The organism is Herbivorax alkaliphila (assembly GCF_030848475.1).
GTDB lineage: Bacteria > Bacillota > Clostridia > Acetivibrionales > Acetivibrionaceae > Herbivorax.
The window spans coordinates 1-13338 of sequence record NZ_JAVDDS010000016.1; the positions used below are offsets into that span (position 1 = coordinate 1).

Genomic DNA, 13338 nt, shown 5'->3' on the forward strand with positions numbered 1-13338 from the left:
CTCTTATAGTAAAAATTTATACTACAATAAATTATATTTTTTATTTTATAAATTATTACAAAAAAACCTCTTACAAAAGAGGTTTTTAATAATCTTATTTTAATGCCTTACAGCAAAGTAAAGAACATTAAAATTATATTTACTTTTTCATACATGCCTATACAACTTTTTAATTTGCATTAATAAAGCAAGCCTTTAACCAACTATTGGAAGCAGTTAGGCATTTTACTTGGTAATTATTTCTCTCCAGTCAAGATCTCCTCTTTCGAGACCCCGTATTAACATCTCAGCAGTCCCAAGGTTTGTAGCAAAAGGAATGTTATTTACATCACATAATTTAAGCAGATAATTTATGTCTGGTTCATGAGATTTAGCAGTCAATGGATCTCTAAAAAAAATAACAAGATCCAATTCATTATAGGTTGCTCTAGCTCCTATCTGCTGTTCTCCCATTACCCCAGGAAGGAATTTTCTTATTTTTAGACCTGCAAAATCAATAATCACAGAACCTGTAGTTCCAGTAGCAAAAAGATTATGCTCCTCGAGTATCCTCTTATAGGCAATACAAAAAGAAACCATTAATTCTTTTTTCTTGTCATGAGCAATTAAAGCAATATTCATATTATCCTTTCAAACTACCTATTTACCACTATCTTTTACTTTCTTAATAGGTATATTAGCCACTAAAGCTGGAACAACTCTATCTCCTTCTTCGCCTTTTGTCCTAGTCATCTGAATATCTAAAGCGTCCTCATCTACATCCATGTAATTTGAAATAACCTTAAGTATTTCTCCCTTTACCATCTCTAAAAACTGAGGAGAAACATTCGCTCTGTCATGGATTAGAACCAATTTTAACCTATCCTTAGCACAATCCTTCGACTTTTTAGACTTGCCAAATATCTTTGAAAAATCCAAAAACATAAGTCTCCTCCTCTCAATTTGCCTTTAACCCAAATAATTTTTTTATTCTAAACATGAACCCTTCTTCATCTTCTAAATTTAGCAATGGAACATCATGTCCCATAATCCTTTTTGTCATTCCTCTATAAGCTTCTCCTGCAAGAGATTTTTTATCAGTAACTGCAGGTTCCCCTCTGTTTGTAGATACAATTATTTTTTCATCATCTGGAACAACACCAACAAGATCAATTGCAAGAATATCTATAATGTCATCTATAGACATCATATCTCCACGTTTAACCATATCATTTCGAACTCTATTAATAAGAAGTTTAGGATTTCTAACATCATTAGCTTCTAAAAGACCAATTATCCTATCTGCATCTCTAACAGCTGAAACTTCTGGCGTTGTAACTACTATAGCTTTATCAGCACCTGCAATTGCATTTTTAAAACCCTGTTCAATACCAGCAGGACAATCTACCAATATATAGTCAAATTCCTGTTTTAATTCCTCACATAGCTTAATCATCTGTTCTGGAGTGGTAGCAGATTTATCTCTTGTCTGTGCTGCTGGTAGAAGAAACAATCCTGCATACCTCTTGTCCTTTATTAATGCCTGCTTTAACCTGCATGTTCCTTCAACAACATCAACCAAGTCATACACTATCCTGTTTTCAAGCCCCATTACAACGTCTAGATTTCTAAGTCCTATATCAGTATCAAGCAAAACTACCTTTTTGCCTTCAAGTGCCAAGCCTGTCCCAATATTAGCAGTAGAAGTTGTTTTTCCAACTCCCCCTTTACCTGAAGTTATTACAATAACCTCTCCCATTTATTTTTACCTCCCAACATGTAATCAATTAAGAATGTTAAGCTCAAAGATACTATCCATTATAATTCAAAGAATATTACTTTTACTTGTTTTTCAGAAAATATAAATACTTTATTATCCCTCACTTAAACTATATATTTCTTTTAGTAATTTGTCAATTACACATTTATGTTTTTGTATTCATTTGTTTTTTAAAATTTTAAATTTTTTTACTGCTCAGCCTGATGAATTTTGAGTTTATAAACCCTACCCTCTAGAAGGCAAGTATCTATCTATATATACAAAATCATCTTTTATATAAGCCATTTCAGGAATAAATTGATTTTCAACCTGTTTATCATCTGGTGAACGAGTTATCACATCTGCTATTCTTAACTGAGTCGGTTGTAAATTCAATGAAACAACTATTGCTTCCTTATTACCATTAGAGCCTGCATGTACAATTCCCCTTAAAGAACCCATTACAACTGCATTTCCTGTTGCAATAACTTCTCCTCCAGGATTAACATCTCCAATAACCACTATATTGCCATCAAAACGCACTAATTGTCCTGAGCGAACTGTTCCTTTGTGAAATTTTGTAATTCCCTCTTCTAAACCCTTAAAATAAAAATTACTCATCTTTATTTTTGAATGAGGTTTTGGAGAACTTTTCTTTTCTATTTGCACATACTCCTGTGTATCTTCTTCAAAACTTTTAATCTCTGCCCCGCTTTTGTTTTTTAAAAGTTCAAATACTTTGTTTTCCTCTTCTTTTGAAAGCTTTTTACCTCTATACTTAACTTTAAGGTTAACGCCTTTAAAAAACTTTCCGCTAGAAGAAATCTTATCTTCTACTCCCTTTAAAACAGTTTCAAAATCTTCCTCTTCGTTCATAATTATAATTAAGCTATCTAATGAACCTTTAAAAATAACGCTACTGTCACTCATTCTATACATCCTCCATCAAATATCATTTTATAAAAACCACATAAAACACAATATACATATTTATTATTACATTCCTGAGCCCCCCTTTAAATGGGGCAAGGGTCAATCCCCTTACCAATAACCATCACAGGAATTTGCAAAATCAGAGTTTCTATAAATTCCTACGATTCAAAAAACTGAGTTTTTATCGTGTAAATCTAACCTGGTCTGTTGTAATTCTATCTTCAGGAAAAATATTGCTATTCATACCAAAGTATTCTTTTAACACATCAACTGCAACTGGAACGGCATTAGAACCCCACACACCTTTTTCTATGACCACCGCAACTGCAATTTCTGGATCATCAGCTGGTGCATATGCAATAAATAAAGCATCTGAAGATCTTGCACTTGTCTCAGGTGTACCAGTTTTTCCGGCCACAGTTATATCCTCTGGAAAGTCAACAAAATATCTGTATGCAGTACCATAACTTTCATTTACAACTGATTTTAAACTTTCATTTAAATAATCCATTGTTCCCTCTGACAAAGGTAAATTTTCATATTCTACATTTGTCTGCCTCACTATTGAACCATCGTGTTTCCTCACTTCTTTTATTACATGGGGAGAATACCTCTTTCCTCCATTAGCTAAGGTGCTGGTAAAATTTGCAATCTGCAAAGGCGTAAAAAGATTGTCAAATTGGCCTATTGAAGCCTGTGCAGTATCAGCTGGTCTCCAAACATCGCCTCTATGTTGCCTTTTTGTTTCTCTATTTGCTCTCATCCCTGCTTCTTCCCCCTGTAATTCTATGCCAGTTCGTTCACCTAATCCAAAGTACTTTGCCCATTCATCAATGTTATCTATACCTGAATCAACTCCTAGTTCGTGGAAATAAAGATTACACGAAGTTCCCATAGCCTCTATTAAATCTAAATTTCCGTGTACAATTCCATAATTTCTATAGCTAAGACATTCAAAATCCCATCCACCTATATTATGTCTACCGCTGCATCTGATAATGTCACTACCTTCAGAAATTTTACCTGTTTCAACACCTGCAATTGCAGTAATGGGTTTGTATACAGATCCTGGAATGTATTGTCCATGTATCGATCTGTTAACCAAAGGAGTAGCACCATTATCAGGATTATTAAGCTTTGCTCTGACCTGCTGTGCCTCTTTATCATTTGCTAAAAAGGCATCAGGATTATATGTTGGATAACTTACCATAGCAATTACTTCACCACTATTTACATCAATTGCAACAACAGAACCTGCCTCCGTATCACCATAATATCTATCAGGCTCTTCTTCTGAAAGAGAATTAATTCTATCTATATTTCTCTCTAGAGATTCCATTGCAGCTTTTTGCAATCGTGAATCAATTGTAAGGACAATGTCATTGCCCGGAATTGCCGGGGTACTGCTAAGCTCCCTTGTAAGTCTGTTATTTGTATCCACTTCAATTCTCTTTTGTCCATTAATGCCTCTTAAATCTTTTTCAGCTGTACGTTCTATTCCCGTCTTTCCTAATATATCATTCATTTTATAACCTTCATCTCTAAGCCTTGCATATTCATCTGAACTTATAACACCGATATATCCCAAAACGTGAGCAACAGAACTTGCATCAATGTATCTTCTCTGTGGAACACTATCAATAATTACCCCTGGAAACTCAAAATGTCTTTCCTCAAGTTGTGCTACAGTTTCCATATTAACATCATTTGCAATTAAAAGAGGAGTTGAAGCATAATAACCTTTTATAAGCATATCATATCTAATTGTCATAATTTTATAAGCTTCTTCATCTGAATACTTTTCATCAATATAAAATTTCTCTTCACGTAAGAAATTAAAAACATCTTCTGGAGTTTCTAATTTTTCCAAATCTTCTTCTTTATTAATAATATCCTGTTTCCATCTTTCCAAAGCCTCTTCTGTGCTGTTTCGAGACCCAAATTCTATTGGATTAAACGTAAGATATTTTTCAAGATTTTTTTCATATAAACCATCATTATGCTCTTCGAGTACATTTATAAGCCTAAGAAGCATTTCATCTAATTGCTGTTTTTTCATTTCTGTTCTTGCCAGCTGGACAGTATAAGCAGTTCTATTCACCGCTATTGGAAGTCCATTTCTATCAACAATATTTCCTCTTGGAGCAATTACCTCTCTTTCTCTTATAATCCTTCTTTGAGACCTTTCTTCATGTTTTCTGCCATCAACTATTTGAAGATTTACAAGTTGAAATAAAATTGCTATAAATGCTAATAGAAAACCTATTATTATAATTACATATCTTTGATTGGCTTTTTCATTCACAACTGCACCCCCTCGCAATGGAAATGTTTTTATCGTATTTCTAAGGCATTGCTTAGTATTTTCTCGATAATCTTTTAGAAGTTTCAGACCACTCATTAATTTTATAAACTATTATATAAATAAATATTGAAACAACGCTATTATATAAAGCCTCAGGTAAAATTATATGTCTTAATGGATAAAACAACTCTAATTTATTTCTAAAAACCGTATGAAAAAAATATACACTGTATTCGTAGACTACTGTAGACACAAGTATGAAAAAAATAACTGCAAAAATATTTTCCTTATATAGCCTTTTATTTAAAGAACCTATGCAAAGACCAAGATATAATCCCAGCAAAGCATAAAGCCCAATAACTCTTCCAGAAATTACATCGTGCATTAATCCACTAAAAAATCCAAGTATTGCCCCTTCAATGTTATTGCCCTGAAAAGCCACAACCACAATCAACACCATTAATAGATTCGGCTTTACGTTAGATATTTTAAAATAATCCAAAACTGTCGATTGTAACAAAGCAAATATAAATACCAGCAAAGTATATCCTATTATTTTTACCCTCATCAATTCTCCACATCCCTGATACCCTTTAAATTAGTACTTTCTATTTAATACATACACCTCTTCAATTCTTTTTAAATCAACAGTTGGTTCAATTATCGCATACCTGTTTAGTTGATTGTTTACCTGTCTAACTTCTTTTACCTCTCCTATTACAATTCCTCTTGGATAAATCCCTCCTAGTCCGGATGTTTCAATTGTATCTCCTACAGATATATCAACATGGGGTTCAATATATTCAATTCTACAAAGACCATCATCTTTAAGACTCAAATCACCTTTTACCACTACTAAATCTCTTGTTCTAACTATGCGAGCACTTACTGTGCTGTCAACATCAATAATAGAGATAACTTTTGATGACATTATATCTGTTGTCATCACTCTTCCTACAAGGGCATTTTGAGTTATAACTGTGTCATTTTCTTTTATACCATCATTAATCCCCACATTAATAGTAAAGACATTAAACCAATTTCCAATATCTTTTGCTATTACATTGGCTCCATAAAACTCAAAATCACTAAACTGATCTTTTATATTCAATGCCTCTCTCAGCTCTTCATTTTTCTTGCGAAAAGCTTCAAGTTCTCTTACCTCATCTTCTAGTTGAATAACACGTTTTTTTAGTTCATCATTTTCTTCTTTTAAGGTTTCCACATCACCAAAGTAATTTGTCACTCCTCCAACTTTATCACCAGTGTAACTGGCAAACTGTTGAAATGGAGATATCACAAAATTAAATGCACTTCCCAGATAATTAAATCTGCTATTTGGTCTTGAAGTTATTCCTATCACAATCAAAATAATAACTGTAAAAAGCAACAGTAAGAATGATTTTTTTTTGAATAATCTAATCAAGAGGTATCCCCCCTATCTAATTTTCTTTGGAGAAATAAGAAGCTTCCTCAATGTCTCTATTTCATCCACAACCCTTCCTGTCCCAAGAACTACGCAATCTAAAGGATTATCTGCAACAGAAACAGGCATACCAGTTTCTCCTCTAATTAACCTGTCCAAACCACTTAAAAGTGCTCCTCCACCTGTAAGTACAATCCCTCTGTCCATGATGTCTGAGGCTAATTCTGGTGGTGTTTTTTCAAGGGTATATTTTATTGAATCGATTATTGAATTTATAGGTTCTTTCAATGCTTCAGAGACTTCTGTAGATGTAATCATTATGTTTTTAGGAAGACCTGTGATTAAGTCCCTGCCCCTTATTTCCATAGACTCTTCCTTAGCCTTCGGATAAGCTGCTCCTATTTCCATTTTTATTCCCTCTGCCGTTCTTTCACCTATCATTAAATTATATTCTTTTTTAATATAATGCACAATAGATTCATCCAATTCATCACCAGCAATTCTTAAAGACTTGCTGGTAACTATACCTCCAAGAGAAATCACAGCAACCTCGCTTGTTCCTCCTCCAATATCTACAACCATACTCCCTGATGGTTCTTCAACGGGAAGTTTTGCCCCAATTGCCGCAGCCATTGGCTCTTCAATTAGAAATGCTTCCTTTGCTCCTGCATGAGTTGATGCCTCTTCCACTGCTCTCTTTTCCACTTCTGTAACCCCTGATGGAACACATATAACCACTCGTGGCTTCCCAATCATCCCCTTTGACATTGCTTTTTTAATAAAATATTTAAGCATGCTCTGGGTTACATCAAAATCTGCTATAACTCCATCTTTCATAGGTCTTATTGCAATTATATCCCCTGGAGTTCTTCCTATCATGTTTTTTGCAGAATCACCAACTGAAAGCACCTCTCCAGTTCTTTTATTTATCGCAACCACAGAAGGCTCTCTTACAACAATTCCTTTTCCTCTTACCTGAACTAATGTATTTGCCGTACCTAAATCTATTCCAATGCTCCTGGAAAAAATAGCCATTTTTTTATTCTCCTCTCGTACAATTAACAGTTATATTATATCAACTTTAAATTTGTTTAATAAAGTTTCCAACTTTGCTAAAGGCAATCCAACAACATTAAAATAACAGCCATTGATTTTTTCTACAAGTACTGAACCCAAACCTTGAATTCCATATGCACCAGCCTTGTCAAGAGGTTCTTTTGAATCAACATATGCCTTTATACTATTGTCAGACAACTCTTTTATTTTTACATCAGTTATCTCAAAATCACTTATACCCTTCATATCAAAAGCGTCAATAACAGCCACTCCTGTCATAACTTTATGCCAGCTTCCCTGAATATGCTTTAACATTTCAAAAGCTTCCTGATTGTTTTTAGGTTTTCCTAAAATCTTATCTTTTACAACTACAGTATCTGAACCAATAACCAGACACCTTTCATCTTTTGGTAAACTCTTCGATATATCTTTTGCTACAAAATGAGCTTTTTCATATGCCAAAAATTTTACCAATTCATCAGCTTCTAAATTCATACTGTTAGTCTCATCAATATCAGGTTTTATAACTTCAAACTCCAAGCCTATTTGAGTCAAAAGCTGACGTCTCCTAGGCGATGAAGATGCTAAAACTATTTTTATCATAATCACCTCATACTACTCTCTTAAAATATAATATCTCTTTTAAACCAAAAGTTCAAAACATATAAACTTTTTAAATAAATATTATAAACTGACACATATACTATTATAATCACACAAACTATCCTATTTCAACAAAATTTGAATTTAAATGTTGTTATTTTTTTATTACAGCTAAGTAGTGCCTTATAAACACTTCATATTCTCGATGGCAAAACCCAACGTTTCAACGGTTTTTGGGAGATGAGAATCGATTAATATTTCTTAGCCATTATTGTTCACTTATATTTTTCTGTCCCTTATTAACTGGCTCTTTAACCTTTGGAATTATATTGTTTAAACCCTCTATTATTTTGCTCATGTCACTTACACTTATTTCATCTAGACTATTAAAACCAGCCTCTTTAAAAATCCTCTTTAACACTGATTCATCATTAGGGTTTAGTCCTGCATTTTTTAATTTTTGTTTAAGATATTCTACTTGTCTCTTTGTAGCTTTTTTACTGACATTATTAAGTTGCTTTTTAGTATTTTTTTTAATGCTATCTTGAACATAATAAAATTCTTCATCTAAAAGTCTTGCTTCCTCAGGATATAACCAGTCATTTTCGCCCATTAATTTCCTTATAATTCTGTCACAAGCTCCTGTTATTGTCTTTTCCAAACCAAATTCTTTATCTTCAATAAGTTCCTTTCCTATTTTAAATTTTTCCCAATTAGTTAATAAATAATCCGAATTATTTCTTTCTTCTTTAGATATATTTTTCTTCTCAATTTTTTGTGCTATATATTTCTGATATCTATTATAATAATCAATTTGCTTTCCATCTACAATAATTTGACCATTAATCATATCCCTTCCCTTGACTTTAACCATATAAATAGGAAGTTCAAGCTTGCCAATACCAGGAAAATCTACTTTGTTTTCTTTTACTAAATCAATAGATACATCCTCAATTGATATTCCCTTCTCTTTTGCCTTTTTAAACAAAGCTTCTGCTTTCATTCTCAATTCGCCGCCTGCACCTTTATAAAAATCTTTATCTGCATTATAGAATACTTCGGGCGTTGTTGTTTTGTTTTCTGGGTTAATAGATACATTATCTATAGACATTAAATATCCTCCTATTTTTAATTTTGTATTATTATTTGAATAATTTTAAGTATATAACACAGCCTATATTTGAGTTTTATGGAAATCTAATCAATATGCTTTTTGGACTTCTCTTTTTTACTAATAACAAGTATAATATATATATAGGATACTATTATGTTAAGAAACAACGGAGGTGGCCAATGAAAATAGAAAGAATAAACGATAACAAAATTAAAGTTACAATTTCATTAAACGATTTAGAAGAGAGAAATATCGATTTGAATTCTTTAAACTATAATTCTCCTGAAACACAGGAATTATTCTGGGACATGATGGAACAAGCAGAAATACAATTTGGTTTCACCGCTTCAGATTCTCAATTATGTATCGAAGCTGTTCCCGATGCTGATGAAGGTTTTGTCATATTAATAACTAAAATGGATGAAGATGGTGAGTTTGAATCTATTCACAAATACATTAAAAATAGATTCAAAAAAACAGATCTTAGAGTTAAAAAGAAAACCAAAAAAGTATGCTCTTCTATAGTTATTTATGCTTTTGATGATTTTGACAATTTGTGTCTTCTATGCAATAGGTTGTATAAAACCTATTCTGGCGAAAGCACCTTATATAAGCTAAAAGACGTTTATTATATTTTATTGACTAAGAATTCATGGTCGGTAGACAACTTAGATGCATTTGATTTAATTTTAAATGAATACGGACAAAAAGTTAAAAAAACCTATTTCTATGAAGGGTACTTAAATGAACATGCAGTAAAAATCATTGACTGCACAGCTATAGAATCAATTATAGCTTACTTTTAGCCTCTATTGTTCATTACTAGTTCAATAAGTTTTCCACACTTTTGAGCCTGTTCAATTACTTCATCAGTAATTGTGTTGCCATCACTTATAATTATTGACCCCTTATCGGTTTTGATTGTCTTTGTGGCCTTTCTGCCATTTAGATATTGTCTGTATCTTTGTTCAAACAAGCTTGATGAATTATATGAATTTGACTGCTCTTTTATAATTTTGCCTTCTATGGAAATATCATCAGTTGTAGACTTATCTTTGTTTTTTATAAGGTTTGTCTCATCTTTTGAGCTGTTTTTTTTCGTACATAAGTCACTTATATCTTCAACAAGAGAATTTTCAACATTTTCCTTTACTAAAACAAAATTATCTCTAAAAGCAATTATACTAGCTTTTGGTATAATGCTAATTTTATTTTGAATAATATCAGATATATACTCAATTCCAGCTACTTTACAGCTTTTGTCCTCATCAATATATATATCTTCAATTTCACCAATAAGCCTTCCCTTTTGAGTAAGTATCCTAACACCATACACCTGAATATTTTCCTTCAATAAATCTATTGCAAAGGGAAATTCACTTAAATCTTTTACTACTTCTTCACCCTTAATAGTTAAAGCATCTTGCCCTATCCCTATAATATCATCTACAGTTATCACTTTTGAACTAAAAATCTGACTTTCACTTTCAACAAGAATGTAGTCAATAGAGTTTTTTTTTGGATTTACAATTAATTTTTTAACCTTTCCAACTTCCATCCCTTCTAAAGCACCAATAACAGGCAAACCTAATATTTCTTGTGTTTTTTTCATCTATCGGCATACTCCTTTAACACTTTTTTCTATTAAACCACTATTCTATATATCTATTCTCAAATCCTGCAAAAAAACATTTTTTTTAATAATTTTGAGAGATGTGAATAACATCCATGCCTTGACAGCACTTTTTATATAATCTATATTATACTTAAGGTGTGTATAACAAACGTTAATAGAAATGGCATGCATCCTTATACTTATGAATATAATAATTATGGATTGGTTGGATAACAATGTCGCCTAAAAAGATTATACCTAATAAGTTTGAACAATTTTTATCAAATAGAAACAGTCTAATACAACAATATTCAAAGGGAGACTTATCAAAAGAAGAATTTATTGAAGAAAATTACAGATGTATAACAGCACTGGATATAAAACCTTTTAGCAAAATAGATAACGTTAAAAAAGCTATCTATAATTATCAATATTACAATGTGCTGGCAAAATATTATCAAAAAAAAGCTCATAACCTTGGTAAAAGAAACGAAGGTCGATATGATTTTTTAGAATTGTCCAACCACTTTTATTCAAAAAAGGATAATGTAACAATAAAGCTTTTAAAACTCATTGATTTTTGTGGAGTAGATGCCTATTATGTAAAAGTGAAATCATCAAACCTCAAAAAAAAATTATTTGAAATTGTCTTAAAGGACTATGACGACATAATACTTCATTCTAAGAATAAAGTATTATTAAATATGCTTATAGATGAAAATGTATTTTCTTTTGAAGAAAGACGTTCTCTTGTAGATAGCTATATTAATCAAAAATACTAAAATTACTCTCTTGCTTCCATAATAAAAAATGTAATGTCATCCTGTATCTTTTTATTTTCCATAAATTCAAAAACTCCATCACATACAGCATCTGCCATATCCTTTACAGAGTTATTAGAATTGTCCTTTAGTACTTTTTTTAATCTTTCCTCTCCATAAAACTCTCTAGAAGCATTTCTTGCTTCTGTAATACCATCTGTATAAAACATTATTTTGTTACTAGGCTCAATCTTTATTTTATAATCTTTATAATTTTCACTGTAAAATTCAATTAACTTACATATAGGAAATCCTTTTATTTCAATCTCTTGTATTTCACCATTTTTCTTTATAATCAATGGCTCTGTATTATGTCCTGCCGAAGACCACTTTAATTCATTTGTTTTCATATTATATATTCCAAACAACATAACAATATATACATGATCACCAAAATTTGTCTTGTTAAAAGCTTTATATGTATCGTCTAAAATACTTGAAGGACTTAAATTATTCTTTGTATTGTTTAAATCCAATAAAGATCTAATTGTCTGATTTAAAAAAACAGTAAGCATAGCTGCCGGAACTCCATGTCCCGATACATCCCCAATATAAAATGCCATATTGTCCTCATCAATTTTGAAAATACTATAAAAGTCTCCGCTTACCCTCTCAGCCGGAACATATCTGACTTCAAAAGAAATATTCTTATTTTCAGGCTCCTTAAAGTAAAACATAGATTTTTGAATGTTTCTTGCATATTTCAAATCATTTAAAAGTTTATTATTTAGCTTTTTTATTTCATTGGTTCTTTCATTAACTATATTATCCAAATTTTCTGCATGATCTTTAAGTTTTTGTTTGGCTGTATACAATTGAAGATACGGTTTTTTTATACTGCTAATCAAAATAGCTCTAAAAATAATAAAAAATGCAATAAATTTATATATATGTCCTAAATAATTATAAATGTCATATACGCTTACATACAACACAAATGCTATTTCACTAAATATGCTTATAATTAAAGATATGGCAAAAAGAAAAATCACGCGATCTTTTCCCTTTTTATATTCTGCTATCAACCTGAAAGTTGCAACGGCAAACAATAATATTATTACATACTCTGAATATATTTTATAACTGGTAAGCCCTTGTCCATCTACAAACATAGGTGGAAACAAATTTGGGTAATAAGTGACTGTGACAAGAAAAAAAACACTTATAAACATGGGAACAATTAAAAATACTTCTTTTCTTATTTTAGATTTTTGTTTTGGTGGAATAATAGTTGCAATTAAAAAACCGATTGATGAAATAAATCTTGCTATAATCCAAAAAGTAGTAGATCTATTTGCACCTATATTTTCTATAAAAAAGTCCGGCATACCTTTAAAGCTCAGTGTATGAAACATATCTACCATCGCTATGGTAAAAAAAACACTTCCTAAAAAAACCGTCCTTAAATTACGGGTTTGATCATAAGTATAGTAAGATACTACAAACACTGAAAATGAAACAAGTATGCTAATAAACTCAAACAAATAATGCCATGTCAAATAATTAGCTATACTCATAATCTGTTCAAATTCTTCTTCAAAAAGTCCAACTATTTCAAAAAGAGAAAATGCAGCAAGTCCAGTAATTATTAATATAATATATTGCTTGTATTTAGTAAAAATTTTTGATATTTTTTTTAACATTGTCCTCACATACTCACACAAGTTATTTTTATTTAGCTTTCATTTATTTTAACACTTTATTCTCTCAAAATGCAAGAAAAAAAG

The 13338-nt window shown here is 31.3% G+C and carries 14 protein-coding genes; 2 read left to right on the top strand and 12 right to left on the bottom strand.

Features of this window, described 5'->3' with window-relative positions; translation table 11 throughout:
* Positions 1 to 225 precede the first annotated feature (225 nt).
* The 10 genes from mgsA to RBH29_RS07540 form a co-directional block, all read right to left on the bottom strand.
* The gene (gene mgsA / locus RBH29_RS07495) at positions 226 to 621 is read right to left on the bottom strand and encodes a methylglyoxal synthase (protein ID WP_306696155.1); all 396 of its coding nucleotides are present in this window, start codon (positions 619 to 621) and stop codon (positions 226 to 228) included.
* An 18-nt stretch (positions 622 to 639) separates the two neighbouring features.
* The gene (minE, locus tag RBH29_RS07500) at positions 640 to 924 is read right to left on the bottom strand and encodes a cell division topological specificity factor MinE (RefSeq protein WP_306696156.1); all 285 of its coding nucleotides are present in this window, start codon (positions 922 to 924) and stop codon (positions 640 to 642) included.
* A 13-nt stretch (positions 925 to 937) separates the two neighbouring features.
* Entirely contained in the window at positions 938 to 1738 is an 801-nt protein-coding gene (gene minD / locus RBH29_RS07505) for a septum site-determining protein MinD (protein WP_306696157.1), read from the bottom strand.
* 246 nt (positions 1739 to 1984) lie between these two features.
* A complete protein-coding gene (gene minC, locus RBH29_RS07510) occupies positions 1985 to 2668 on the bottom strand; it encodes a septum site-determining protein MinC (protein ID WP_306696158.1) in 684 nt (227 codons plus the stop codon).
* Between the two features lie 184 nt (positions 2669 to 2852).
* Entirely contained in the window at positions 2853 to 4976 is a 2124-nt protein-coding gene (gene mrdA, locus RBH29_RS07515) for a penicillin-binding protein 2 (protein ID WP_306696160.1), read from the bottom strand.
* Positions 4977 to 5028: 52 nt separating this feature from the next.
* Positions 5029 to 5544, bottom strand: a complete 516-nt coding sequence (mreD, locus tag RBH29_RS07520) for a rod shape-determining protein MreD (RefSeq protein WP_306696162.1) — start codon at positions 5542 to 5544, stop codon at positions 5029 to 5031.
* 30 nt (positions 5545 to 5574) lie between these two features.
* Positions 5575 to 6402 carry a rod shape-determining protein MreC gene (gene mreC, locus RBH29_RS07525; RefSeq protein WP_306696163.1) on the bottom strand — a complete coding sequence of 276 codons (828 nt, stop codon included), beginning with the start codon at positions 6400 to 6402 and terminating at the stop codon, positions 5575 to 5577.
* 12 nt (positions 6403 to 6414) lie between these two features.
* Positions 6415 to 7437, bottom strand: a complete 1023-nt coding sequence (locus tag RBH29_RS07530) for a rod shape-determining protein (protein ID WP_306696164.1) — start codon at positions 7435 to 7437, stop codon at positions 6415 to 6417.
* Between the two features lie 30 nt (positions 7438 to 7467).
* Positions 7468 to 8061 carry a Maf family protein gene (locus tag RBH29_RS07535; RefSeq protein WP_306696165.1) on the bottom strand — a complete coding sequence of 198 codons (594 nt, stop codon included), beginning with the start codon at positions 8059 to 8061 and terminating at the stop codon, positions 7468 to 7470.
* 268 nt (positions 8062 to 8329) lie between these two features.
* The gene (locus RBH29_RS07540) at positions 8330 to 9172 is read right to left on the bottom strand and encodes a hypothetical protein (RefSeq protein WP_306696166.1); all 843 of its coding nucleotides are present in this window, start codon (positions 9170 to 9172) and stop codon (positions 8330 to 8332) included.
* Positions 9173 to 9354: 182 nt separating this feature from the next.
* Between RBH29_RS07540 and RBH29_RS07545 the strand changes: the two genes are divergently transcribed.
* Positions 9355 to 9981 (top strand): adaptor protein MecA, encoded by a 627-nt coding sequence (locus RBH29_RS07545; protein ID WP_306696167.1) that lies wholly within the window; start codon positions 9355 to 9357, stop codon positions 9979 to 9981.
* On the opposite strand, the gene RBH29_RS07550 is transcribed toward RBH29_RS07545, so the two are convergent.
* Positions 9978 to 10787, bottom strand: coding sequence for a PRC-barrel domain-containing protein (locus RBH29_RS07550; protein ID WP_306696168.1), 810 nt, complete (start codon positions 10785 to 10787; stop codon positions 9978 to 9980). The two genes, RBH29_RS07545 and RBH29_RS07550, sit on opposite strands and share 4 nt — an antisense overlap.
* 239 nt (positions 10788 to 11026) lie before the next feature.
* Between RBH29_RS07550 and RBH29_RS07555 the strand changes: the two genes are divergently transcribed.
* Positions 11027 to 11572: a DUF6648 family protein gene (locus tag RBH29_RS07555; RefSeq protein WP_306696169.1), complete on the top strand. Its 546-nt coding sequence runs from the start codon at positions 11027 to 11029 to the stop codon at positions 11570 to 11572.
* 2 nt (positions 11573 to 11574) lie between these two features.
* Here the strand turns inward: RBH29_RS07555 and RBH29_RS07560 are convergent, their stop codons facing one another.
* A complete protein-coding gene (locus RBH29_RS07560; protein WP_306696170.1) occupies positions 11575 to 13254 on the bottom strand; it encodes an MASE3 domain-containing protein in 1680 nt (559 codons plus the stop codon).
* Between the last annotated feature and the right edge of the window lie 84 nt (positions 13255 to 13338).

Coding starts and splice junctions, on each gene's coding strand:
- RBH29_RS07555 (WP_306696169.1), top strand. CDS start 11,027: ATGTCGCCTAAAAAGATTATACCTAATAAGTTTGAACAATTTTTATCA.
- minC (WP_306696158.1), bottom strand. CDS start 2,668: ATGAGTGACAGTAGCGTTATTTTTAAAGGTTCATTAGATAGCTTAATT.
- RBH29_RS07540 (WP_306696166.1), bottom strand. CDS start 9,172: ATGTCTATAGATAATGTATCTATTAACCCAGAAAACAAAACAACAACG.
- RBH29_RS07550 (WP_306696168.1), bottom strand. CDS start 10,787: ATGAAAAAAACACAAGAAATATTAGGTTTGCCTGTTATTGGTGCTTTA.
- mreD (WP_306696162.1), bottom strand. CDS start 5,544: ATGAGGGTAAAAATAATAGGATATACTTTGCTGGTATTTATATTTGCT.
- RBH29_RS07535 (WP_306696165.1), bottom strand. CDS start 8,061: ATGATAAAAATAGTTTTAGCATCTTCATCGCCTAGGAGACGTCAGCTT.
- RBH29_RS07530 (WP_306696164.1), bottom strand. CDS start 7,437: ATGGCTATTTTTTCCAGGAGCATTGGAATAGATTTAGGTACGGCAAAT.
- mgsA (WP_306696155.1), bottom strand. CDS start 621: ATGAATATTGCTTTAATTGCTCATGACAAGAAAAAAGAATTAATGGTT.
- RBH29_RS07560 (WP_306696170.1), bottom strand. CDS start 13,254: ATGTTAAAAAAAATATCAAAAATTTTTACTAAATACAAGCAATATATT.
- minE (WP_306696156.1), bottom strand. CDS start 924: ATGTTTTTGGATTTTTCAAAGATATTTGGCAAGTCTAAAAAGTCGAAG.
- RBH29_RS07545 (WP_306696167.1), top strand. CDS start 9,355: ATGAAAATAGAAAGAATAAACGATAACAAAATTAAAGTTACAATTTCA.
- minD (WP_306696157.1), bottom strand. CDS start 1,738: ATGGGAGAGGTTATTGTAATAACTTCAGGTAAAGGGGGAGTTGGAAAA.